Consider the following 22,339-nt stretch of genomic DNA (forward strand, 5'->3'; position numbering starts at 1 on the left):
CTTCAAAAGTGTTCAGCGATGAATGAAATCAGAAATGCTGGGCTCCGCCGCCTTGTGGCGGAGCCGGATGCGATCACCTCAGGCGGCGGCCTGAGCGAGCTGCGCCTTCTGGGTTTCGAAGGCCCAGGAAAGCCATGGCATGAGCTTCTGCATGTCGGATGCCTCGATCGTGGCGCCGGCCCAGATGCGCAGGCCGGACGGCGCGTCGCGGTAATGGCCGACATCGTAAGCGACGCCTTCCTTTTCCAGGAGGCCGACCAGACCCTTGGCGAAATTCGCCTGACCGTCGTCATCGAGGGCTGCGATGTCCTTGTCGACGATCTTCAGGCAGACGGAGGTGTTGGAGGCGGTTTCCGCCTTGACGGCGAGATTGGCGATCCAGTCGTTTGCCGCGACGAAATCGTGGATGACCTTGGCATTGGCATCGGCGCGCGCAATCAGCGCCTTGAGGCCGCCGAGACCCTTGGCCCAGACGAGCGCATCGATATAGTCCTCGACGCAGAGCATCGACGGCGTGTTGATCGTCTCGCCCTGGAAGATGCCTTCCGTCAGCTTGCCGCCCGAGGTCATGCGGAAGATCTTCGGCAGCGGCCAGGCCGGCGTGTAGGTGACGAGGCGCTCGACTGCGCGCGGCGAAAGAATGATGACGCCGTGTGCGCCCTCGCCGCCCAGAACCTTCTGCCAGGAGAAGGTGACGACGTCGAGCTTGGCGAAATCGAGTTCCTGGGCGAAAGCCGCCGAGGTGGCGTCGCAGATCGTCAGGCCCTTGCGGTCGGCAGGAATGAAATCGGCGTTCGGCACGCGCACGCCCGAGGTGGTGCCGTTCCAGGTGAAGACCACGTCGCGGTCGAAATCGACGGTCGCGAGATCGGGAAGCTCGCCGTAACCGGCTTCGAGCTTGCGCACGTCCTTGAGCTTCAACTGCTTGACGACATCGGTGACCCAGCCGGCGCCGAAGCTTTCCCAGGCGAGCATATCGACGCCGCGTTCGCCGAGCAGCGACCAGAGCGCCATTTCGACGGCGCCGGTATCGGAAGCCGGGACGATGCCGATGCGGTAATCTGCCGGCACTTCGAGAATTTCACGGGTAAGGTCGATGGCCTGCTTCAGCTTGGTCTTGCCGACCTTCGCGCGGTGCGAACGGCCAAGGGCCGCGTCGGAAAGGGCTTCGAGCGACCAACCGGGACGCTTCGAGCAAGGGCCAGAAGAAAAATGAGTATTGTGCGGACGGATGTCCGGCTTTGCGGTCTTCGCCATGATGCTATCCTCTCAGATAGAAAGCCCTTCGTTGGGGAAGGGTGTCCCGCCGCCGTGTGTATGGATCGGACGCGTCATAGTCAAGATGGAAGTGTCGCAGAGAGAGGATATTTTGACGCAGGAGAGGTGGCGAAAATGAAAAAGCCGCCCGGAGCGAGGGCGGCTTTCTGATCTGGTGGCTGGACCAGACTTATTTGTAGACCGGCTGCTGCAGCGGAATTTCCGGCGGCGGCTCATAGCTCGCCTGGGCGCATCCGCCGAAGAGATAACGGGCGCCGACGCGGGCTTCATGGGCGCTGAGGCCCTTGTCACGGCCCGGGCCGCCATTGTCCGAATAGCCGAACATGTTGCCGCCGTCGATATGCAGGTAACGGTAACCGACATCGGCCTTGATGTTGCAGGTGACGTCGATCGAGGCGCCGGCCATGAGCGCGTAGGTGAAGCGCCAGTTGCCCTTGCCGCCATGGGTGACCTCGTCGTCGCAGAAGCTGCCGTCATCGGCGCAGGCAACGTTGCGCAGGTTCTTCCACTTGACGTAGGAACCGCCGATACCGGCGCCGACATAAGGCGTGACATAGCCGTAGGTGCCGAGATCAACGTAAGCGTTGGCGAGCAATGTGTAGGCGGTTAGCGAGGAGCGGTCGCTCGAGGTGCAATCCACCAGCGGGAAGCCGCACTGTCCGACCGTCGAACCGTGGAAATCCGCCTGCGTGAGATAGTCGAAGGTCAGGTCGGTGCGCAGATAGCTGTTGATCTGATAACCGACACCACCGCCGACCGTCCATGCGTCGTCGAGGTCGGCACGGTCGAAATCGACCTCCGTCGCATTGCTGCCCTGAAAATAGCGGGCGCCACGCAGATCGGTGAAGGCATAACCGACATCGCCGCGCAAGTACCAGCCCGTCGCTTCGCTGACCGCCACCTCGGGCGGCTGCTCCGGGATCGGCTCGGCAGGGGCGAGGTCCGCGGAATAGGCGTTTGTCGCGATCAACAATGCGGCGAAGATGCCGGACAAGCTTCTTTTCATGGATCCCACTCCAAAATCCCGTTGCGTCGGCAGGCTCAGTCGCTGCCAATCTGATACGCTTCGGATGGATAATGAATGGGAAACGTTAAAAGCTGCTTAACCACGATCATTTACCTAGATGCCGAGGCATTCGCGGCCCGAGCATAGATCAGTTTGGATCGTGGGGCGCTTGGCAGTAATCGGCTCACGATAGCGGGCATGAATAACGAAAAAGCCGGCGCTGATGCACCGGCTTTTCGTTATTCTTTCCTCATTGGATCAGGCGGCGGTCCGGACGTTCGAGATCGTGCCGATCAGCTCGTTGACGATGCGTTCGATCTGGGCACGGTCGTCGCCTTCGGCCATGACACGGATCAACGGCTCAGTGCCCGAGGGGCGGATGACGAGCCGGCCGTTCCTGGCGAGTTCGGCTTCGGCATCGGCGATCGCCTTTTGCACCTGGATATCTTCCAGCGGCTTGCCACCGCTGATGCGGACATTGCGCAGGAGCTGCGGCACCGGCTCGAAACGGCGGCAGACTTCGCTGACGGTCCGGCCGGTGCGCTTGACCGCGGCCAGGATCTGCAGAGCAGCGACGAGACCGTCGCCGGTCGTGCCGTAATCCGACAGCACGATATGACCGGACTGCTCGCCGCCGACATTGTAATTATTCTGGCGCATATGCTCGACGACATAGCGGTCGCCGACTTTCGTGCGGGCAAGCGCCATGCCGCGGTCGTCGAGGAAGCGCTCGAGGCCGAGGTTGGACATCACGGTGGCGACGATGCCATTGCCGCGCAACTGCTGGCTCTCGGCCCAGCTCTCGGCGATGACCGCCATGAGCTGATCGCCGTCGACGATCGAACCGTTTTCGTCGATGATGATGACGCGATCCGCATCGCCGTCGAGGGCGATACCGATATCGGCACGAACCTCGTCCACCTTCTTCTGCAGCGCGACGGGGCTGGTGGAGCCGCAATTGAGATTGATATTGGTGCCGTTCGGCTCGTTGCCGATGGTGACGACGTCAGCACCGAGCTCCCAGAGCACGGCGGGCGCCACCTTATAGGCGGCGCCATTGGCGCAGTCGATCGCAATCCTCAGGCCCTGCAGCGTCACATCACGCGGCAAGGTGCGCTTGGCATGTTCGATATAGCGGTCATGCACGCCGTCGACGCGCTTGGCGCGGCCGATATCGTCGGATTTGGCGAGCTGCGCGTTCAGGTCCTTTTCGAGCAGATCCTCGATCTCGGCCTCGATATCGTCGGAAAGCTTATAACCGTCGGGGCCAAAGAGCTTGATGCCGTTATCCTCGTACGGATTGTGCGAGGCCGAAATCATCACACCGATATCGCAGCGCAGCGAGCGCGTCAGCATGGCGACGGCAGGCGTCGGGATCGGGCCGAGAATAAAGGCATCGAGGCCTGCGGCGGTAAAGCCTGCGACCATGGCATTCTCAAGCATATAGCCGGAAAGGCGCGTATCCTTGCCGATGACGACTCGGTGGCGGTGGTTGCCGCGGCGGAAGATCGTGCCGGCGGCGATGCCGACCCGCATGGCGAGATCCGGCGTCATCGGGAAGACGTTGGATTGGCCGCGAATGCCATCCGTACCGAAATAGCGTCTTTTCATCTGCACTCCTGTGCTCTCGGCGCGCCATTCAAGGCAGCGCATTCTTCCAAGCGAATCCGGCTTCAGTGAGATCTCGTCAATTCACGAGCGTGATTCATGCTTGCCTCAATTCAGCGGAATGCCACAAAATGCGGCGATCGGCACGTAAATTAGCAAGAAAAATGATTATATCCCGTTACCAATAGAAAAGGCCGGATCTCCCACTTCGGAAATCCGGCCTTGTTCGAGTTGGTCGACGCAGTTAATGCGGCTGCGGTTCGAGACCGCCTTCTGGCTCGTCACCCTTGGTGGCGGGCCGGGCGCCGGCCTTCGGAACGGCCGAGCCGCGGCTTGGCGGCGAATCATCGCCGAGATCGCGGGAAGGCTTCTCGCCGCGGATCAACGCCTTTATCTCTTCGCCGGTCAGGGTCTCGTATTCGAGCAGACCTTCAGCAAGGGCGACGAATTCGTCGTGCTTTTCCGTCAGGATCGTGCGGGCCTGCGTATAGGCTTCGTCGATCAGGCGGCGCACTTCATTGTCGATCTTCTGCGCGGTTGCTTCCGAAACATTCTTCGACTGCGAAACCGAGTGGCCGAGGAAGACTTCCTGCTGGTTCTCGCCATAGGCGACCTGACCGAGCTGATCGGAGAAGCCCCACTGCGTGACCATGGCGCGGGCAAGCTTGGTCGCCTGTTCGATGTCGGAGGAGGCACCTGAGGTGATGTTCTCCTTGCCGAAGGTGAGCTCCTCGGCGACGCGGCCGCCCATCATGATGCAGAGGCGCGAAACCATCCACTTGTAGCTCATCGAGTAGCGATCGCCCTCGGGAAGCTGCATGACCATGCCGAGCGCACGGCCGCGCGGAATGATCGTCGCCTTGTGCAGCGGATCGGCGACGGCGACATTGAGCGCGGTAATGGCGTGTCCAGCCTCATGGTAAGCGGTGAGCTTCTTTTCCGCCTCGGTCATCGCCGAAGAACGGCGCTCGGCGCCCATCATGATCTTGTCCTTGGCGTCTTCGAATTCCTGCATGGTGACGACGCGCTTGTTGCGGCGGGCGGCCATGAGGGCGGCTTCGTTGACCAGGTTCATCAGGTCGGCGCCGGAGAAACCGGGCGTGCCGCGGGCGAGAACCTTGAGATCGACATTCGGCGCCAGCGGAACGTTGCGGGCATGCACCTTGAGGATACGCTCGCGGCCGACGATGTCGGGGTTCGGCACCACGACCTGACGGTCGAAACGGCCGGGACGCAGCAGCGCCGGATCGAGAACGTCGGGACGGTTGGTGGCAGCGATCAGGATCACGCCCTCATTCGCCTCGAAGCCATCCATCTCAACCAGCAACTGGTTCAGCGTCTGCTCGCGTTCATCGTTGCCGCCGCCGAGACCGGCGCCGCGATGGCGGCCGACGGCATCGATTTCGTCGATGAAGATGATGCAGGGAGCATTCTTCTTGGCCTGCTCGAACATATCGCGCACGCGGCTTGCACCGACGCCGACGAACATTTCGACGAAGTCGGAGCCCGAAATGGTGAAGAAGGGCACGTTGGCTTCGCCGGCGACCGAGCGGGCGAGCAGTGTCTTGCCGGTACCCGGAGGGCCGACGAGCAGCACGCCGCGCGGAATCTTGCCGCCGAGACGCTGAAACTTCTGCGGATCACGCAGGAATTCGACGATTTCCTCGAGATCCTGCTTGGCCTCGTCGACACCGGCGACGTCTTCGAAAGTCACGCGGCCATGCGCTTCGGTCAAAAGCTTGGCCTTGGACTTGCCAAAGCCCATCGCGCCGCGCGAGCCGCCCTGCATCTGCCGCATGAAAAACAGCCAGACGCCGAGAATCAGAAGCATCGGCAAAAGTGTGCCGAGATAGCTGAGGAAACCCGAAGAGCCGTCCGTTTCAGGACGGGCGGAAACCAGGACGTTCTTCGACTGCAGGCGATCGAGCAGACTGTCGTCGATCACAGGCGAATAGGTCTGGAAGGTGGTGCCATTTTCAACATAGCTTCCGGAGACACGGTTGCCCGTGACCACGACTTCCTTCACGCGGCCCGCATCGACCTCACGCAGAAACTGCGAATAAGGGATTTCGCGGGAGCCCGTCTGCGCCGGCGCCGTCTGAAACATACTGAAAAGGGCGATCAGCAGAAGCGCGATGATCGCCCACAAGGCGAAATTACGTAAGTTAGGGTTCATTGAACTCCCCAGCACTGGAACAGCCGCCTCATGGCGACCGTCTTATTCGTTTCTAACATAGGGTTGCGCCGTGCCGTTGCCAAGGCGACGCCCCATGTCAGATGGTTTTTCCGTCAATACTTCTTAAAGGCAGCCTCGCATAGGGCGCCGTCGCGAAAACCGCCGAAAGCCTGTTGGCAAAGATGAAATCAAATCGTGTCAAAAAGCGGTCGAACGGCGCGGAATAAGGCGTGAGGCGCACCCGGCCGGCCAAATCGTCGGAAAAAACAATGTCAGCCATTGGCAAAACGACCGGCAACGCAGCAGTTGCGCGCTTCAATGCCGCTTTTGGCAGGGTATCATCCCATCTCACCGCAATGCTGTGCTCGTCGTAGGAACCCGATCGGCGGGACTCTATGGACGCGGAACACTCTTCTTCACGCTTTGGTGACCCAGCCGCACCCGGTCCTGCATTCATCCCGGCCGCCTCGATCCTGACGCCGAACGGGGAATTGTTCACAACCTCGAAACGTCCATCCCAGACGCTGCGCTCACCCGGCTGCAATGACAGCGGGAGGATGCCGCGGCTTTCGCGGGCGAGATAGAGCCCGCTACGTCTGAGATCGAACACCACCCTGCCCGCCGTCATCCGCCCTGCCTTGGCCGCTGCGATAAAGGCGAGAATGCCGTCCATCTGCTTGCCGCCCGGTGGAAAATCCCGGCCGCCGAAAACGGCGGCAAGACGGCCAAGCGCGTAATTCAATACAGCTGCTTCGGCCCTCAGGCCGTCGGGAGAGATATGACCAAGCACACCGCCATGCAGCTGGAAATGCAGATCGAGCCAAGCGGCTGCATCTGCCGCGAGCAAAAGACGTTGCCCTTCGGTCTCCGCCCCTGCCTTGGAAGCCTCCTCCTCCGTGAGCCGCTGGCGCATGCGCACCCGCTCATAGGTCACATCCTCGTTGCTCGGATCGTCGAGCCAGGAAATGCCACGTGTCTTCAGATAAGCGCGGATATCTGCCCGCCGACTGCCGAGCAGCGGCCGCATGATCCAGATATGACGGTCGAACAGCACCGCATCGGCGATGCCGGTCGAAACCTGTTCGGAGCGCAGACCCCGCATGGCAAACGTTTCGCGCTGGTCGTCGAAGGTGTGGCCGGTGACGATGAGATCGGCTTTGAAATTTTGGGCGGCGGCTGCCAGCAGGTCATAACGAGCCTCGCGGGCCGCAGCCATGATGCCGGTTTTCGGCTTGTCGCCCTGCCAGATCAGGATGGTGTGGGGAATGCCGAGCGATGCGCACAGCGCTGCGACCTCGCGCGCCTCGTCTGCGGAGCCGGCGCGCAGCGCATGATCGACGGTCGCGGCGCAAAGGGAAATCTTGAGATCGGGTGCGGCCTTTACGGCTTCATCGAGAAGAAAAAACAGGCCGGTGGAATCGCTGCCGCCCGAGATCGCGACAAGGATGCGCGCGGGGCTTTGAAGCGAGGTGAGAAACTGGAGGATCGCCTGTTGCGGCGATGAGGCTTCCGGAGACATGCCGGAAGACCTTAGCAGGCGAGGCGCTTCTGTTCGCTCGCAACCTTGCTTATGACCGCACGCGAGGCCTTGGGATAACGCTTCGAGACTTCGCGCAGTGTGGCGCATGCCGTCTCGGTATTGTCGAGGGCGGCGAGCGACATGCCGAGCTTCAACAGCATTTCCGGCGCCTTTTCGGATGTGCCGTATTTCTGGTGCGCATTGAGGAAAGTCTTGGCCGCCTCATTGTACTTGCCCTGCGAATAGAGCGCTTCGCCGAGCCAGAAATTGGCGTCCGCCGCCCGCGCGCTGCTTGGGTAGCGGGTGATGTACTGCGTGAATTCCTGTTCGGCCGTGCTGTAATCGCCCGATAACACGTGGCCATAGGCCGCCTTGTACTGATCAGCCTCGCTGCCGAGCGAGGCGGTCTGCTGCGGCGTCCCGGGATTGGCATCGGGAATCGGGCCGGAGCCGATGGTGGCGTTTTCATCCATGGTTTCGCCGACCGGATTGCCGTTCTGATCGAAATCGATCGAGCCGAGCTCCTTCGGTGGCTGGCCGAGGCCGGTATTGGCAGGTACGTTGGTGGAGGGAGCCGTTTCGGCTCCCTGCGGTGCTTGAATCACCTTGGCGATGTCGTCGCCGCCGGAAGCAGCCGGCGCGACATCAGTCTCACTCTTCTTGACCGGAGCCTTGGCGGCACCGCCGCCGCCCGTCTTTTCCAGCTGCTGGAAGCGGAATTCATTGTCTTCCTGCTGCTTGCGGATCGTCTCCTGCATCTGCAGAAGCTGAAAGCTCATCTCTTCGATCCGGCCGTTCAACTGCCGCAGTTGCTCTTCGAGCTGCTGCACACGGACCTCCGCGTCGCCGCTCTGCACCTTGACAACAGGTGGCGCCGCCTGGTTTTCCGCGGATCGGCCGCCAAGATGCAGCCCGAAAAACGAAGCGGAATAGGCCGCTCGTTCGCTCCCGGTCACAGCCGCGAGGCACAGCATGCCTGCCACGACAAGTTTCTTCATATGTATCGTCCTGTCCCAGTGATTCTTCGCACCTCGATGGCACGAACAGGAGATTTTTCCAATTGCTTTCAAAAAGCAACGGAGTCTGGCCAAAGTGTGGTCAAAAAGAAAAGGCGGCCCCTGATGGGACCGCCCGTCGAAAAAGCGAATTGTTGCCGGAAGTTACATACCGGCGCCGCCGAGCACGGTAACCGCGCGGCGGTTCTGCGACCAGCAGGAAATGTCGTCGCAGACGGCGACCGGCCGTTCCTTGCCGTAAGAGATCGTCTTCAGGCGCTGCGCCGGGACGCCGCGCGAAGCGAGGTAATCCTTGGCGGCAGCCGCACGGCGGGCGCCGAGCGCGAGGTTGTATTCGCGCGTGCCGCGTTCGTCAGCATGGCCTTCAACGGTGATCTGGTAGTTCGGGTAGCGGGCAAGCCACTGGGCCTGACGGTCGAGCGTCTGCGAAGCATCGGCGCGGATCGACGAGGAGTCGGTGTCGAAGAAGATGCGGTCGCCGACATTGACCGTGAAGTCCTGGGCAGAGCCCGGCGTTGCAGCCCCACCAGCACCGGTGCCGAGGCCGAGGTCGCCGGCGCTGTTCGGCGGCTTCTTGGCGCAGCTTGCGAGCGCGAGGCCGGCGATAAGCGCGATCATGACGGGGTTGCGGGCGAAATTCTGCATGCGGCTCATTGCCGGGGTATGAATTCGGCTCATGGCCGGTCTCCTTGCGATTTCATCAGGGTTTCCGGACAGTAACCGCACTCGGTTAACCGCCCCTCAAAGATTATGGTTAACGATTTACTGATTTGTCCCGTAGTCGCCCGGTTTCCATGACTTTGAGGCGACATGAAGGCAGCACCACATCGCCTACTCCAGAAGCGGCGACCAGGCCGGGTCTGAACCGTAGGTCGGCGTCTTGACCAACTGCTCGTTGTAACCGGTCAGATCGATCGAATAGAGCTGCGGGCCGCCGGACCCCGCCGCCTGGCGGAAGAACATCAAAACGCGGCCGTTTGGCGCCCAGGTCGGGCCCTCATTGTGGAAGCCCGTCGTCAGGATGCGCTCGCCCGAGCCGTCCGGCTTCATCACGCCGATCGAGAACTTGCCGCCGGCCTGCTTGGTGAAGGCGATCAGATCGCCGCGCGGCGACCAGACCGGCGTCGAATAGGAACCGTCGCCGAAGGAAATGCGCGTCTGGCCGGAACCGTCGGCATTCATCACGTAGATCTGCGGCTTTCCGCCGCGGTCGCTTTCGAAGCTGACACGGGCACCATCAGGCGAATAGGAAGGCGAGGTATCGATCGCAGCCGTCGAGGTCAACCGTGTCGTCGTGCGCGAGCGCAGGTCCATCGTATAGATATTGGAATTGCCTTCCTGCTGCAGGCTCATGATCACCTTCTGGCCATCCGGCGAAAAGCGTGGAGAGAAGGTCATGCCGGGGAAATTGCCGACGACCTCGCGCTGCCCGGTTTCGAGCTGCAGCAAATAGACCCGCGGCTGCTGGTTGGCAAAGGACATGTAGGTGACTTCCTGCCGGTTCGGCGAGAAGCGCGGCGTCAGCACGAGATCACTGCCATCGGTCAACATGCGCACGTTGAACCCGTCCTGATCCATGATCGCCAGCTGGCGCTTGCGCTGCTGCTTGGTGCCGGATTCGGAAACGAAGACGACGCGGGTGTCGAAATAACCTTCCTCACCGGTGATCTGCTTGTAGATCGCATCGGCAATGATGTGGGCCACGCGGCGCCAGTTCTCCGGCTGGGTGTAAAACTGCTGCCCGGTCATCTGCTGCCCGGCAAACGTGTCCCAGAGACGGAATTCGGCGCGAAGACGGCCATCCGCTTCCTGGGTGACACGACCGGTGACCAGCGCCTGCGCATTGATAACCTTCCAGTCTTCGAAACGCGGCGCTGCATCCGGGTTGGAGATCTTCTCGATGAAGGCCGTCTTGCTGATCGGTGCAAACAACCCGGAACGCTGAAGATCTGCGGCGATGACCTGCGAGACCTGCGCACCCATGTCGCCCTGAAGGAAGTCAGTCACCGCAATCGGCAGCGGCTGGATGTTACCCTTGTTGATGTTGATCTCGACACGCGCGTTCGCTGGAGTCGTGAAGGCGGCGATCCCAACCAGGCCGGCAACGACCATCAGGGCGCGGATGAGGGAACACTTGACCATATCAAAACAAGCCTTTCAGCACTTTATAGGTTCAGTTGGCTGGCGTCGAAGTTCAAAATGACTTCTTTCCAGACATCGTATTTGTCTTTTGGAAGCATCGCGTAAGGAGCTGCACGGATAATTGCACGAAGAGCAGCGTCGGCGATGATTTTCCGCGTACGTTCGCTGCCACCACTCACCACCATGTCGGGAGTGCCGATAACACGACCGTCCCTATCAAGACGCACACGAAAGCGTAGATGAACGCTGGCGGCATCCTTGAGGTTGCTAGGAAGAACAAAACGATTTGTAATGGCATTTCGCAACGCGTCGATAACGGCCACAGTTAAAATCGGTGCTTTTGGATCGCTTTTTTCACCACTTTTCGTCTCCGCATGCACGCTGAGCGGAAATGCAAAAACGACGGTGAATATCGTCAACGTCCCGATAGCTTTCAGGAAATGGCATAGGCTTCTCAGCATTTAGATTCCTAGATCGCTTGCATCGAAGGTGAGATCCATCTCGTTCCAGCCGTTTTCTCCCTCATATTTGTCTGCCGGCAAATTCTTGAGGGGAGATGATTTCATAACAGCACGGTAAACGCTGCTCTTTAGAGCTTGACGTGTTGAATCCGGGCCGCCCGTCGCAATGACCTCAGGATCACCAACGACATTCCCGGCCTGATCAAGTTGAACACGAACCTGAAGATGAACCTCGTTGGCACCCGCCAACCCGGAAACAACCGTCCAGTTGCCAGAGATTTGGCCGCGGACCGCATCAATCTCGCTCTGGCTAAGTGCAGCGCCACCATTACTCTTCTTGTTGCCAAGCGATGCTTCCTGCGTCGAGCGCTTTGCACCGCCGGCGGAAGGGTCGGTCTTGTTCAGCAAGGCCGAAATCTCGTCGGCATTGAAATCGCTCTTCATCGTCGAGGCCGATTTCGCCACTTCCTGCTTCTTGTCGGCCTTCTTCTTGTCCGTCGGCTTTTCGGCAGCCTTCGGCTCGTCCGGAGTCTTTTCCGGCGGCTTCTCGGCAGGCTTCTCTGGCTCCGGCGGTTTTACCTGCGGCTTGGCGACAGGGGTCGGCACGTTGTCCGGCAGCGCCTCGGCATCCGGCTTCGGCGGCTCCTCAGGCTTGGCCTGCTCTTCCGGCGGCTTCTCCTCTGGCTTCGGCGGCGTCACTTCCACAGGCTTCGGCGGCGGAATGGAGGCGACCTCCTTCGGCTGCTCAACCTCGGTCTCTTCCTTGTTGACTTCCTTGACGTCGTTCGGCTTGGGATCAACCTGCGGCATCGGCTTTTCGCTCGAATTCGCTGCCGCAGCCTCGGTGGTGCTCGGCTTGGCGTTCGGGACCGGCGGCGTCTTCAGATCGACATTGTTGTCGCCGGCATTCTCGGCCGGCTGTGCGATCGGTGGCCGTGTCGTCGGCACGGGCGCGGAAGTCTCCTTCTTCGGAGCCTTCTTATCGCCCTGCTGCATCTGGGTGATGGATTCCACCGGCACGAGATCGACCGGCATCGCCTCGAAATCCTCCACCTTGAAGGATTCCGGGGCACTGAGCGACACCATCGCCCAGGTGAGCACCAGGCCATGCAAAACAGCAGATGTGATGACACTGGCCTTCATTTTGAGCGCTATTGGTCCTTCTTCTGCTGCGTCACGAGGCCGATATTCTTGAAGCCTGCGCCCTGAATACGGGCCATGACGTCGGCGATGACGCCGTAAGGCGCGGTCGCGTCGCCGCGCACGAAGATACGTTCGTTATAACCGGTGGTGGCGATCGCCTCGAGTTTGGCGGCGATCTCCGCGGCCGGGATCGGTGTCTCCTGCAGGAACACCTCGCCGTCGTTCTTGACGGAGATGGTGATCGGCTGCGTCTCGGAATTCAGCGCCTTGGCCTGCGTTTCCGGCAGGTCGATCGGCACGCCGACGGTCATCATCGGTGCCGCGACCATGAAGATGATTAGAAGCACGAGCATGACGTCGACGAGCGGCGTCACGTTGATTTCGGAGATCACGGCCCTGTTCCGACCGCCGCGACGGCGGCGTCCGCCGCCCCCGCCGCCATTGCCTCCAACAGCCATACCCATGTCAGAATACTCCGTTGGTTACTGAGCGGCAGCGCGCGGCTGCAGCTTCTCGTCGATCTGGCGCGAAAGTATGGCGGAGAATTCATCCGCGAAACCTTCCATGCGGCCCGAAAGCTTGCCGGCATCGGCAGAGAACTTGTTGTAGGCGATAACCGCCGGGATAGCGGCGACGAGGCCGATCGCGGTGGCAAGCAGCGCTTCGGCGATGCCGGGCGCGACGACCGCAAGGTTGGTCGACTTCGAACCGGCGATCGCCTGGAACGAGGTCATGATGCCGACGACCGTGCCGAAGAGACCGATGAACGGACCGGCCGAGCCGATGGTCGCGAGCGATCCGAGGCGGGCGCCGAGATATTCGGTCTCACGGGCGAGCGTCACGTCCATCGCGCGGTCGATGCGCATCTGCAGGCCGATCGGGGAGCGGGCGCCGCGTTCGAAGGATTTCTTCCACTCGCGCATGGCCGCCACGAAGATCGCCGCCAGCCCGGTATTGTTGCGTTCCGACAGCGAACGGTAGAGTTCTTCCAGCGATTGGCCCGACCAGAAGACCTGCTCGAACTTGTCGAACTGGCGCCGTGCGCGGCCATAAGCCAGGTATTTGTCGATGACGATCGCCCACGTCCACACCGAGGCCGCGATGAGCCCGAGCATGACGAGCTTGACGACGATGCCGGCCTGCATGAAAAGCGACCAGAGGCTGACGTCCGCCGTTGCTGCTGCCAATCCTACTTGTTCCATTGATCCAAAATCCCCGAATCCAAACGCCCGGTGCTAGACCGGGCGGCACAAAGTGATCTCGCAAGAAGTGTTCCGGCGGCCGCCGCCCAAAGCCCTGGTCAAACTTCCAAGCTCATCTTCCGCCTTCTTGCCGTCAAATTTGGTCAAAGGAAGGCGTGCACCGCACAAACTCTGACTTTCCCAGTAAGACACTATTATGGTTAATAGATCGTTAGTGCCGGACTGTGACAGTAAGCCTGGTTTTGGAAGATTTTCGTCCATGGATTACTTGACCGGAGCAAGGTCCGGCTGCCGAAAGAGCGCTCATCCTGCGGCGCGGGAATTCCTTCACATAAAGTTCAAGTTTTGACAAGCCTGAAATCTGGGCGATTCGTGGCTATAGCGGCGTGCTGCCTTCCAGGAATTTCGCCGCCAGTGTTTCCGGCAGTCGCCTCGGGCGCCCCCGAGCGTTGATGACGGCGATGATCACCTTGGCGGCGATCAGCAGCGTCTCGCCGGAGCGGATTTGCTGATTGAGCACCATCTTGGCGCCGCCGGCCTTTTCCGTGTGCGTCAGGATCGTCAGCACATCATCCATGCGCGCCGGGCTCTTGAAGTCGATCTCCATGCGGTGGACGACGAAAACGAGGCCCTCCTCATCGGCGCTGACGAGCTCGCGCTGCTCGACGCCGAGGCAGCGCAGATAGTCGGTGCGGCCGCGCTCCAGGAAATGCAGGTAACGGGCGTGATAGACCAGGCCGGAGAAGTCCGTATCTTCATAATAGACCCGCTGGACGAGGCGATGTCCGGCCTCCGTCAACTCTCCCGAAATGGAAAAAGGGCGTTCCGTCATAATTTTCTCCAAACTGAGGTGCCCTCTTTGGCGCAACGCTTCAAGACAGGCAAGCATTGAATGCCCGGCCGGCAGGCATTGAATGATTGTCATAATTCCTAACTATTCCCGATAATGAGCGACCGATCAGGAGACGATGTGATGAAGATTGCGGTTATGGGCGGAGACGGTTTCATTGGTTGGCCAACGTCGCTGCATCTCTCCGATGCCGGGCATGACATTCATATCCTCGACAACCTCTCACGCCGCTGGATCGACACCGAACTTGGCGTTCAGTCGCTGACCCCGATGGATTCGATCCAGGAGCGCACCCGCATCTGGCATGCCGAAACCGGACGCCGCATCCACTTCAATCTGATCGATCTCGCCAGGGATTACGAACTTCTGAAGAACTGGCTTTCCGAAAACCGCCCGGACGCCGTCATCCATTTCGCCGAACAGCGGGCCGCGCCCTACTCGATGAAAAGCGACCGCCACAAGAACTACACCGTCAACAACAATGTCAGCGCCACGCACAACCTGCTGAACGCGCTGACGGAACTTAACCTGGACGCCCATCTCATTCATCTCGGCACCATGGGCGTCTACGGCTATTCGACGGTCGGCGCGGCGATCCCCGAAGGTTACCTGCCGGTGGGCATCGAAACCACAGGCGGCGAGACGGCCAGCCAGGAGATCCTCTATCCCTCCAATCCCGGCTCGATCTATCACATGACCAAGTGCCTGGATCAGCTTCTCTTCCAGTTCTACGCCAAGAACGACGGCCTCAGGATCACCGATCTGCACCAGGGCATCGTCTGGGGCACACATACCGAGCAGACGCGCCGCCACGCGCAGCTCATCAACCGTTTCGACTATGACGGTGATTACGGCACGGTGCTGAACCGCTTCCTCATCCAGGCGGCGATCGGCTATCCGCTGACGGTGCACGGCACCGGCGGCCAGACCCGCGCCTTCATCCATATCCAGGATTCGGTGCGCTGCATCGAACTGGCGCTCGAGAACCCGCCGGCGCGCGGCGCGCGTGTCGAGATCTTCAACCAGATGACGGAAACCCACCGGGTACGCGACCTCGCCGAGATGATCGCCAGGATGAGCGGCGCCCAGATTGCCTGGCTGCCGAACCCGCGCAAGGAAGCCGCTGAAAACGATCTGATCGTCCGGAACGAAAAATTCCGCAATCTCGGCCTCGAACCGATCACGCTGGAAGCGGGCCTGCTCGGCGAGATCGTCGACGTGGCGAAGAAATTCGCCTATCGCGTCGACCGCTCGCGCGTTCCGGCCGTCTCCGCCTGGACCAAGGACATCGCCGCGACGATCAATCACGATCCGGAAGGCAAGCGACTGAAGTCGGTTTCATGAGCGGTATCTTTTGGTGAAGCCCCTGCAGCGATGACTTTTACCTCAAACCTCGCCTATGTCACCCTCGTCACCAATGCCGACTACGCCATGGGCGCCACCGCCCTGGCAAATTCGCTTCGTCGCACGGGCACAAGCGCCGACATCGTCGTCCTCCACACCGGCGGCGTCGATGCAGGCGCCCTCGCCCCCCTGAAAGCGCTCGACTGTCGCCTGATCGAGGTCCAGCACCTGCCGCTCTCCGACGCCTTCAACGAACGCCATGCGCATCGCCAGCTCCATTCCGCAGCCCCCTTTACCAAGGGCCGCAAGCCAGATTTCCATTCGCCGCTCGACAATTTCTGCAAGCTCAGGCTGTGGCAGCTCGTCGAATACGAGCGTTGCGTCTTCATCGATGCCGACGCCCTCGTGCTGAAGAATGTCGACAGGCTCTTCCTCTATCCGGAATTTTCCGCCGCCCCCAATGTCTATGAGAGACTCGCCGACTTCCGCCGCATGAATTCCGGCGTCTTCGTCGCCACGCCCTCGCATGACACATTCCGGCACATGCTCGAACGGCTCGACAGGCCGGACGCTTTCTGGCGGCGCACCGATCAGACGTTTCTTGAGACGTTCTTCCCGGATTGGCACGGCCTGCCGGTTTATTTCAACATGCTGCAATATGTATGGTTCACCATGCCGGAGCTTTGGGACTGGAAGAGCATTTCGATCCTGCATTACCAGTATGAAAAACCGTGGGAAAAGGATCATCCCAAGGCAGCGCGACTACAACCTTTGATCGATCTGTGGCACCGTTTCCACGATGACGATGATGTGCCTGAGATCACGGCGCTGAACAATCCGGAAGGGGCAGCATGAAGGTATTGGTATCTGGCGGAACGGGTCTCGTCGGCCGGTATGTCGTCGAGGAACTGCTGGCCGCCGGATATCAGGTGATCGTTGGCGGGCGCCGCGCGCCGCTGCCCCGCCTCTTCTCCCGCCCGGTCGAGTTCGCAGCGCTTTCGCTCGATCCCGACAAGGATCAGATCGACGCTTTCGACGATGCCTATTTCTTCGTCCATGCCGCCTTAAGCCATGTTCCGGGCAAATATCGCGGCGGAGAGGGTGACGACCCCAAGACCTTCCACAGATTGAACCTTGACGGCACCGTCCGGCTTTTCGAAGCCGCCAAACGCGCCGGCACGCGCCGCTGCATCTTCCTGTCCAGCCGCGCCGCCTATGGCGAACATCCCGTGGGAACCGAACTGGCGGAGACGATGCTGGCCAAGCCCGAAACACTCTACGGCCAGGTCAAGCTCGATGCCGAACGCGCACTCGCCCACCTCGCAGCACCCGGTTTTGCCGGCGTCAGCCTGAGGGCGACCGGCGTCTATGGCGATCTCTCGCCGAACAAATGGGACGGACTCATCGCCGACTACCTCGCCGGCCAACCGGTTGTCGCCCGCGTGGGAACGGAGGTTCACGGCCGCGACCTCGGGCGGGCGGTACGGCTGATGCTGGAGACGGAAAGCACCCGCATCTCCGGCGAGGTCTTCAACGTCTCGGACATCGCGATCGACACGCACGATATCCTTTCCGCTATTCGCCGCGAGACGAGCTGTCGACACGCGCCGCCGGCTCCTGCCGACAGGGCGGCGCTCAACCCCATGAGCACAGCGAAAATCCGCGCGCTCGGCTGGATGCCCGGGGGAACCTCTCTGTTCGAAGAGACGATGCAGCGGCTGGCCGCTGTATTGCCGACGTCCCGCAGACACAGGTCCACACAAGCCTGACGTTGCAGAATGCGCCGAATTGCAATCGGGAGCCCGAATTGAAAATCGGGGGATTGTCCATGCAGGTCGCAACCATGTCTGCCTCCATCATCTTGCGCGGCGCGTCTTCGACGGCAGCCACATCGGTCGCCGGAAGCGAGGCCGGTCAGGGTGTGCTCAAGCTGCAGCGCACCACTCAGGCGCTGCAGCAGATGCGCCAGACCCTGGCGAACTCGGGGGATGAAGCCAAGGCGAAGGCGCAACGCAAGCTCGAAGAGGCACAGCAGCAGTTGCAGATGCTGCGCAGTTCCAACATGCCGCCTGAGGTGGTCACCCGGCTGGCCGTCGAACTGGCGCGCAAGGTCGGCACCGCCGCCTCCGAATTCGCATCATCAGTCGCGACCGGCAGCCCGGCAACGGCGGTTCCGGTGGATACAGCGGCGGTCGCAACCAGCGGGACCGATGCCGCGCTGACGGATATCTCAGGAGACACTCGGACCGGCGAGACCGGCTCGCAGGAACCGGACGCCGCAGCCAACGCCCGCAAGGCCTATGAAAGCGTTGCCGAGGATGCCCCGAAATTCTCCAACATCTCGGCTGGTGATCGCGAAACGATGGAAGCGTTCAAGGCGGTTGTGCGCGAACTCAAACAACTGCTCGAAAAGGCGATGCGCGATCTGCAGCAGAACCGGCAGGCCGGGGTCAATGCCATTCCCGACATCGCTGGCTTCTCCATCGCCGCCGCGACGATACCGACAAGTATCGTCGTCTGACGATCCGCAGCCGCCGGCGGGCGAGGCGTGAAACCGGCGTGATGCTGTCGCATCCGGCATTTGCATCGGAGATCCAGCCGTCTATGCTCGGCCAAATCTCTCAGAACCGGCAGATCGAATGACCGCGAAAGAATTGAAGGCGCAGCTGCGCAACGAACGGCTGTCCGCACGCGACGCCATCCCCGCCGAAAAACGTGCCGCCAAAAGTCTCGCGATGGCCGATCATGCCGGCGAGGCCGTTGGTTTTGCGCTGGGTACGATCATCTCCGGCTTCCTGCCGATCCGTTCGGAGGCCGATCTCAGGCCGCTGATGGCACGCTTTGCCGTGCGCGGTGCGCGGCTCTGCGTACCGGCGATCCTCGACCGGCAGACCATCGTCTTTCGCGAGCTGACCGAAGATGCGCCGCTTGTCGATACCGGTTTCGGTACGGTCGGCCCCGGCGCCGATGCCGCCATTCTCGATCCCGAAATCATGCTGGTGCCGCTTTCGGCCTTCGATATCAGAGGCCACCGTATCGGCTATGGCGCCGGCCACTACGACCGCGCCATCAGCCGGCTAAGGCAAAAAGGCCTGCATCCGAAGCTGATCGGCATTGCATTCGACTGCCAGGAAGTGGCACATGTGCCCGCTGAGCCGCACGACATAAGCCTGGATGCCATCCTGACAGAAAGCGGCCTTCGCTTTTTTGCCTCTTGGATTGGATAGGGAATGCGGCTGCTTTTTCTGGGTGACATGGTCGGCAAGACGGGACGCACGGCGGTCTGGGACCGCCTCCCCGGCCTGATCTCCGACCTCAAGCTCGATTTCGTCGTCGTCAACGGCGAGAACGCCGCCGGCGGCTTCGGTATCACCGAGGACATTTTTCTGGAGACGATCAATGCCGGCGCCGATGTGGTGACGACAGGCAATCATGTCTGGGACCAGAAGGAAGCCGTTGCTTTTGCCGGGCGGCACGATCAATTCCTGCGGCCGGCCAACTATCCGCAAGGCACGCCCGGCCGCGGCTCCGGCCTTTTCTATGCCCGGAACGGCGCGCGTGTACTCGTCGCCAACGTCATGGGCCGGGTCTTCATGCATCCGGAGCTCGACGATCCCTTCAAATCGGCGGAGGCGATCCTCGACGCCTGCCCGCTGAAGGAGCAGGCCGATGCGATCATCTTCGATTTCCATGCGGAAGCGACCAGCGAGAAGCAGTGCTTCGGCCATTTCGTCGACGGCCGCGCCAGCTTCGTCGTCGGCACCCACACGCATGTGCCGACGGCCGATGCGCAGATCCTGAACGGCGGCACGGCCTATATGTCGGATGCCGGCATGTGCGGCGATTACGACTCCTCCCTCGGCATGGACAAGGAGGAGCCGCTCAACCGCTTCATCTCCAAGATGCCGAAGGGCCGCATGGAAGCAGCCAACGGCCCCGCGACGATCTGCGGCGTCGGTGTCGAGATTTCCGACAGCACCGGACTGGCCGAAAAGATCGCGCCGCTCCGGCTCGGACCGCGGCTGGCCGAGACGGTGCCGGAGTTCTGGCGGTAATTCACCCGCGACCAACACGCAATTGTGAGCATCCCCAGTCTAGACCCCTGCGACCACTTGCCGCATTCTCCGGCCGCCAATTCAAAGTGATCGAGCGTCGTTAGCGCGCCCTTCGGACGTGCGGCGCTCTCTGTGAAAGCGCCGGAGGGGTGGCATGAAGCCGCAATATCTTGTCCTCGCTATCGCATGCCTAGCAGCCTTCGCCGCGTCGGGTCCTGCCAGGACACAGGAGCAGCGAACGCCCGTCAGCCAATGCCAGGCGATCGCGCAGACTATTCCCAAGGCGACCTTTGCAAGCTTTTCCGGCGCCCCGCCGCCGATACCTGCTGTCTCCGAGGGCGAAGACGTCAAATTCACCTTCCTCGGCCATTCCACCTTCGAAATCGACACGCCCGGCGGCATCATCATCGCCACAGACTATAACGGCTGGTACAGGCCGGCGACGTTGCCCGATGTGGTGACCATGAACAAGGCGCACACCACCCACTTCACCTTGACTCCCGATCCCGGCATCAAACATGTTCTGCATGGGTGGAGCGACGTTCCCGGCGAAAAGGCCGACATCGATCTCGTCGTCGGCGATGCCTATATCCGCAACGTTCCGACGGATATCCGCTTCAGCTACGGCCTCGGCGGCTCGCAGGAGAACGGCAATTCCATCTTCATTTTCGAGATCGCCGGCCTCTGCATCGGCCATCTCGGCCACCTGCATTACGAACTGACGGATACCCATTATATCGAGATCGGCCGCCTCGATGTCGTCATGGTGCCGGTCGATGGCGGCCTGACCATGGGCGCCGACAGCATGAGCCGCGTCATCAAGCGGCTGCGCTCGTCGCTGATCCTGCCGATGCACCGCCGCGGCCCGCCGGTCGATGCCTTCGTTTCGATGTTCGGCAAGGATTTCGACGTCGGCTATGCGCCCGACGACAGCATCACCGTCTCGATGCGCACGCTGCCGAAAAAACCGCTGATCTATGTGCTGAAGGGTGTGCGGTAAAAGGCCCGGCGGTTTCCCTCCTGCAGCGCCGCGCGTCTTTTAGACGCGCAAAGGACGCTGTAGCACTGTGAATTGCTGCAATTTTATCCTTAAATCGGTTCCGATTTAAGAATTATGCAGGAGCCTTGCGCGTCAGGCAAATTGCAGATGACGCTTGATGCCGACATCCGGCATCTTGTCGTCGTCTAGATTGGCCTTGGCGATTTCCCAGCCGAATTTCAGCTTGTTGCCTGTGGAAACCCAGATCTCGGCATCGTCGACGTGGAGGGAAAGCATGGTGAGCTTGGGGTCCTTCTTGCCGCCGTCGTACCAGGCGGCAATGATCGAACTCCAGTACTCCTCGATCTTGGAAGGGTCGGGGCGCACTTCGATCACGCCGGCAAGGCAGGCGTGATAATCGTGATCCTTGCCGATGACACAGAAATGTGCGCGGCTGCCGGGCTTGATGGCGCGCACGATGTCGGCATCGGTCTTGGTATAGAACCAGATGGTATTGGTGGTGGGATCGGCATGCGGCGCCATCGGCTGCATGTGCATGTCCAGCCCCGAAATTCCGAGCATGCCGGCATGAACATCGTTGACCTGATCCCAGAGCTGACGTGCTGGATGTTCCTGCGCCTCGCTGAGACTTGCCATGACCGTTCCTTTCGTTGGGTGGAGTTCGATTGAAACGTCATCCCCTCGCCTTTGTTCCGAACTGCTTTTTCCTTGAACGGGTGCCGTTTCGCTCTTATAAGGCGGCCCATTCCGAACAATGAGACGTGAACAGGGGTGCCATGGCTGGCCATTCACAGTTTAAAAACATCATGCACCGCAAGGGCCGTCAGGACGCCGTGCGGTCGAAAATGTTCTCCAAGCTCGCACGCGAAATCACCGTTGCCGCCAAGGCCGGCCTGCCCGACCCGACGATGAACGCCCGCCTCCGCCTGGCGATCCAGAACGCCAAGGCCCAGTCCATGCCGAAGGACAATATCGACCGCGCCATCAAGAAGGCAGCCGGCGCCGACGGCGAAAACTACGATGAAGTCCGTTACGAGGGCTATGGCCCGGGCGGCACGGCGATCATCGTCGAGGCGCTGACCGACAACCGCAACCGCACCGCCTCCAACGTCCGCTCGATCTTCACCAAGGCCGGCGGCGCTCTCGGCGAAACCGGTTCCGTTTCCTTCTCCTTCGACCATGTCGGCGAAATCACCTACAAGCTTTCCGTCGGTGATGCCGACAAGGTGATGGAAGCCGCGATCGAAGCCGGCGCCGACGACGTCGAGACCGACGAAGACGGCCACTACATCACTTGCGGCTTCGAAGCCCTCGGCGAAGTGGCGAAAGCGCTGGAATCGAGCCTCGGCGAAGCCGAAACCGTCAAGGCCATCTGGCGTGCTCAGAACAACGTGCCGGTGGACGAGGAAAAAGCCCAGTCGCTGATGAAGCTCATCGACTCGCTCGAAGACGATGACGACGTGCAGAACGTCTATTCCAACTTCGAAGTCTCGGAAGAAGTGCTGGCGAAGCTCTCCGCCTGAGTTTCCTCAGACAGGT

22 protein-coding genes are annotated in these 22,339 nt (G+C 61.0%); 8 read left to right on the top strand and 14 right to left on the bottom strand.

Annotated elements, in window-relative coordinates; translation table 11 throughout:
• Positions 1-78: 78 nt before the first annotated feature.
• The 13 genes from NE851_RS29020 to ybgC all read right to left on the bottom strand — a co-directional run bounded on the left by NE851_RS29020 (position 79) and on the right by ybgC (position 14,383).
• Positions 79-1,257, bottom strand: coding sequence for a phosphoserine transaminase (locus NE851_RS29020; RefSeq protein WP_047616763.1), 1,179 nt, complete (start codon positions 1,255-1,257; stop codon positions 79-81).
• Between the two features lie 190 nt (positions 1,258-1,447).
• Positions 1,448-2,284, bottom strand: coding sequence for an outer membrane protein (locus NE851_RS29025; protein ID WP_047616539.1), 837 nt, complete (start codon positions 2,282-2,284; stop codon positions 1,448-1,450).
• A gap of 258 nt (positions 2,285-2,542) precedes the next feature.
• Positions 2,543-3,895 carry a phosphoglucosamine mutase gene (gene glmM, locus NE851_RS29030; RefSeq protein WP_047616623.1) on the bottom strand — a complete coding sequence of 451 codons (1,353 nt, stop codon included), beginning with the start codon at positions 3,893-3,895 and terminating at the stop codon, positions 2,543-2,545.
• Between the two features lie 241 nt (positions 3,896-4,136).
• On the bottom strand, positions 4,137-6,068 hold the full coding sequence (ftsH, locus tag NE851_RS29035; RefSeq protein WP_047616537.1) for an ATP-dependent zinc metalloprotease FtsH: 1,932 nt from the start codon (positions 6,066-6,068) through the stop codon (positions 4,137-4,139).
• A gap of 97 nt (positions 6,069-6,165) precedes the next feature.
• Positions 6,166-7,587, bottom strand: a complete 1,422-nt coding sequence (gene tilS, locus NE851_RS29040) for a tRNA lysidine(34) synthetase TilS (RefSeq protein ID WP_254959514.1) — start codon at positions 7,585-7,587, stop codon at positions 6,166-6,168.
• An 11-nt stretch (positions 7,588-7,598) separates the two neighbouring features.
• A complete protein-coding gene (gene ybgF / locus NE851_RS29045; protein WP_168332517.1) occupies positions 7,599-8,585 on the bottom strand; it encodes a tol-pal system protein YbgF in 987 nt (328 codons plus the stop codon).
• Positions 8,586-8,747: 162 nt separating this feature from the next.
• Positions 8,748-9,281, bottom strand: coding sequence for a peptidoglycan-associated lipoprotein Pal (gene pal / locus NE851_RS29050; RefSeq protein ID WP_018243435.1), 534 nt, complete (start codon positions 9,279-9,281; stop codon positions 8,748-8,750).
• 153 nt (positions 9,282-9,434) lie between these two features.
• On the bottom strand, positions 9,435-10,745 hold the full coding sequence (tolB, locus tag NE851_RS29055; protein WP_254959515.1) for a Tol-Pal system beta propeller repeat protein TolB: 1,311 nt from the start codon (positions 10,743-10,745) through the stop codon (positions 9,435-9,437).
• Positions 10,746-10,768: 23 nt separating this feature from the next.
• Positions 10,769-11,206: a cell envelope integrity protein TolA gene (tolA, locus tag NE851_RS29060; RefSeq protein WP_254959516.1), complete on the bottom strand. Its 438-nt coding sequence runs from the start codon at positions 11,204-11,206 to the stop codon at positions 10,769-10,771.
• The gene (gene tolA, locus NE851_RS29065) at positions 11,207-12,349 is read right to left on the bottom strand and encodes a cell envelope integrity protein TolA (protein WP_047616750.1); all 1,143 of its coding nucleotides are present in this window, start codon (positions 12,347-12,349) and stop codon (positions 11,207-11,209) included.
• A gap of 8 nt (positions 12,350-12,357) precedes the next feature.
• The gene (gene tolR, locus NE851_RS29070; protein ID WP_003542730.1) at positions 12,358-12,813 is read right to left on the bottom strand and encodes a protein TolR; all 456 of its coding nucleotides are present in this window, start codon (positions 12,811-12,813) and stop codon (positions 12,358-12,360) included.
• Between the two features lie 18 nt (positions 12,814-12,831).
• Positions 12,832-13,551 (bottom strand): protein TolQ, encoded by a 720-nt coding sequence (gene tolQ, locus NE851_RS29075; protein ID WP_047616526.1) that lies wholly within the window; start codon positions 13,549-13,551, stop codon positions 12,832-12,834.
• Positions 13,552-13,927: 376 nt separating this feature from the next.
• Entirely contained in the window at positions 13,928-14,383 is a 456-nt protein-coding gene (gene ybgC / locus NE851_RS29080; RefSeq protein WP_012485098.1) for a tol-pal system-associated acyl-CoA thioesterase, read from the bottom strand.
• Between the two features lie 141 nt (positions 14,384-14,524).
• On the opposite strand from ybgC, the gene NE851_RS29085 reads away from it, so the two are divergent.
• The 7 genes from NE851_RS29085 (at position 14,525) to NE851_RS29115 (ending at position 20,800) form a co-directional block, all read left to right on the top strand.
• A complete protein-coding gene (locus NE851_RS29085; protein ID WP_047616745.1) occupies positions 14,525-15,745 on the top strand; it encodes an NAD-dependent epimerase/dehydratase family protein in 1,221 nt (406 codons plus the stop codon).
• Between the two features lie 30 nt (positions 15,746-15,775).
• Entirely contained in the window at positions 15,776-16,600 is an 825-nt protein-coding gene (locus NE851_RS29090; RefSeq protein WP_254959517.1) for a glycosyltransferase, read from the top strand.
• Entirely contained in the window at positions 16,597-17,514 is a 918-nt protein-coding gene (locus NE851_RS29095; RefSeq protein WP_254959518.1) for an NAD-dependent epimerase/dehydratase family protein, read from the top strand. Before NE851_RS29090 ends, NE851_RS29095 begins: the two co-directional genes overlap by 4 nt.
• Before the next feature lie 59 nt (positions 17,515-17,573).
• Positions 17,574-18,266 carry a hypothetical protein gene (locus NE851_RS29100; protein WP_097543116.1) on the top strand — a complete coding sequence of 231 codons (693 nt, stop codon included), beginning with the start codon at positions 17,574-17,576 and terminating at the stop codon, positions 18,264-18,266.
• A gap of 118 nt (positions 18,267-18,384) precedes the next feature.
• Positions 18,385-18,972 (top strand): 5-formyltetrahydrofolate cyclo-ligase, encoded by a 588-nt coding sequence (locus tag NE851_RS29105; RefSeq protein ID WP_254959519.1) that lies wholly within the window; start codon positions 18,385-18,387, stop codon positions 18,970-18,972.
• A 3-nt stretch (positions 18,973-18,975) separates the two neighbouring features.
• Positions 18,976-19,800: a TIGR00282 family metallophosphoesterase gene (locus NE851_RS29110; protein ID WP_047616512.1), complete on the top strand. Its 825-nt coding sequence runs from the start codon at positions 18,976-18,978 to the stop codon at positions 19,798-19,800.
• 154 nt (positions 19,801-19,954) lie between these two features.
• On the top strand, positions 19,955-20,800 hold the full coding sequence (locus tag NE851_RS29115) for an MBL fold metallo-hydrolase (protein WP_254959520.1): 846 nt from the start codon (positions 19,955-19,957) through the stop codon (positions 20,798-20,800).
• A gap of 132 nt (positions 20,801-20,932) precedes the next feature.
• Here NE851_RS29115 and NE851_RS29120 read toward each other — a convergent pair whose 3' ends face one another.
• Entirely contained in the window at positions 20,933-21,436 is a 504-nt protein-coding gene (locus NE851_RS29120) for a pyridoxamine 5'-phosphate oxidase family protein (RefSeq protein WP_028756321.1), read from the bottom strand.
• A 140-nt stretch (positions 21,437-21,576) separates the two neighbouring features.
• Between NE851_RS29120 and NE851_RS29125 the strand changes: the two genes are divergently transcribed.
• Entirely contained in the window at positions 21,577-22,323 is a 747-nt protein-coding gene (locus tag NE851_RS29125; RefSeq protein WP_047616509.1) for a YebC/PmpR family DNA-binding transcriptional regulator, read from the top strand.
• Positions 22,324-22,339: the final 16 nt, after the last annotated feature.

Origin of the sequence: Rhizobium anhuiense bv. trifolii, assembly GCF_024346605.1 — a bacterium.
GTDB classification, from domain to species: Bacteria; Pseudomonadota; Alphaproteobacteria; order Rhizobiales; family Rhizobiaceae; genus Rhizobium; species Rhizobium anhuiense.

Excerpts from the sequence above, each read along its gene's own strand:
- NE851_RS29020 (WP_047616763.1), bottom strand. The coding sequence starts at position 1,257 with ATGGCGAAGACCGCAAAGCCGGACATCCGTCCGCACAATACTCATTTT.
- NE851_RS29025 (WP_047616539.1), bottom strand. The coding sequence starts at position 2,284 with ATGAAAAGAAGCTTGTCCGGCATCTTCGCCGCATTGTTGATCGCGACA.
- glmM (WP_047616623.1), bottom strand. The coding sequence starts at position 3,895 with ATGAAAAGACGCTATTTCGGTACGGATGGCATTCGCGGCCAATCCAAC.
- ftsH (WP_047616537.1), bottom strand. The coding sequence starts at position 6,068 with ATGAACCCTAACTTACGTAATTTCGCCTTGTGGGCGATCATCGCGCTT.
- tilS (WP_254959514.1), bottom strand. The coding sequence starts at position 7,587 with ATGTCTCCGGAAGCCTCATCGCCGCAACAGGCGATCCTCCAGTTTCTC.
- ybgF (WP_168332517.1), bottom strand. The coding sequence starts at position 8,585 with ATGAAGAAACTTGTCGTGGCAGGCATGCTGTGCCTCGCGGCTGTGACC.
- pal (WP_018243435.1), bottom strand. The coding sequence starts at position 9,281 with ATGAGCCGAATTCATACCCCGGCAATGAGCCGCATGCAGAATTTCGCC.
- tolB (WP_254959515.1), bottom strand. The coding sequence starts at position 10,745 with ATGGTCAAGTGTTCCCTCATCCGCGCCCTGATGGTCGTTGCCGGCCTG.
- tolA (WP_254959516.1), bottom strand. The coding sequence starts at position 11,206 with ATGCTGAGAAGCCTATGCCATTTCCTGAAAGCTATCGGGACGTTGACG.
- tolA (WP_047616750.1), bottom strand. The coding sequence starts at position 12,349 with ATGAAGGCCAGTGTCATCACATCTGCTGTTTTGCATGGCCTGGTGCTC.
- tolR (WP_003542730.1), bottom strand. The coding sequence starts at position 12,813 with ATGGGTATGGCTGTTGGAGGCAATGGCGGCGGGGGCGGCGGACGCCGC.
- tolQ (WP_047616526.1), bottom strand. The coding sequence starts at position 13,551 with ATGGAACAAGTAGGATTGGCAGCAGCAACGGCGGACGTCAGCCTCTGG.
- ybgC (WP_012485098.1), bottom strand. The coding sequence starts at position 14,383 with ATGACGGAACGCCCTTTTTCCATTTCGGGAGAGTTGACGGAGGCCGGA.
- NE851_RS29085 (WP_047616745.1), top strand. The coding sequence starts at position 14,525 with ATGAAGATTGCGGTTATGGGCGGAGACGGTTTCATTGGTTGGCCAACG.
- NE851_RS29090 (WP_254959517.1), top strand. The coding sequence starts at position 15,776 with ATGACTTTTACCTCAAACCTCGCCTATGTCACCCTCGTCACCAATGCC.
- NE851_RS29095 (WP_254959518.1), top strand. The coding sequence starts at position 16,597 with ATGAAGGTATTGGTATCTGGCGGAACGGGTCTCGTCGGCCGGTATGTC.
- NE851_RS29100 (WP_097543116.1), top strand. The coding sequence starts at position 17,574 with ATGCAGGTCGCAACCATGTCTGCCTCCATCATCTTGCGCGGCGCGTCT.
- NE851_RS29105 (WP_254959519.1), top strand. The coding sequence starts at position 18,385 with ATGACCGCGAAAGAATTGAAGGCGCAGCTGCGCAACGAACGGCTGTCC.
- NE851_RS29110 (WP_047616512.1), top strand. The coding sequence starts at position 18,976 with ATGCGGCTGCTTTTTCTGGGTGACATGGTCGGCAAGACGGGACGCACG.
- NE851_RS29115 (WP_254959520.1), top strand. The coding sequence starts at position 19,955 with ATGAAGCCGCAATATCTTGTCCTCGCTATCGCATGCCTAGCAGCCTTC.
- NE851_RS29120 (WP_028756321.1), bottom strand. The coding sequence starts at position 21,436 with ATGGCAAGTCTCAGCGAGGCGCAGGAACATCCAGCACGTCAGCTCTGG.
- NE851_RS29125 (WP_047616509.1), top strand. The coding sequence starts at position 21,577 with ATGGCTGGCCATTCACAGTTTAAAAACATCATGCACCGCAAGGGCCGT.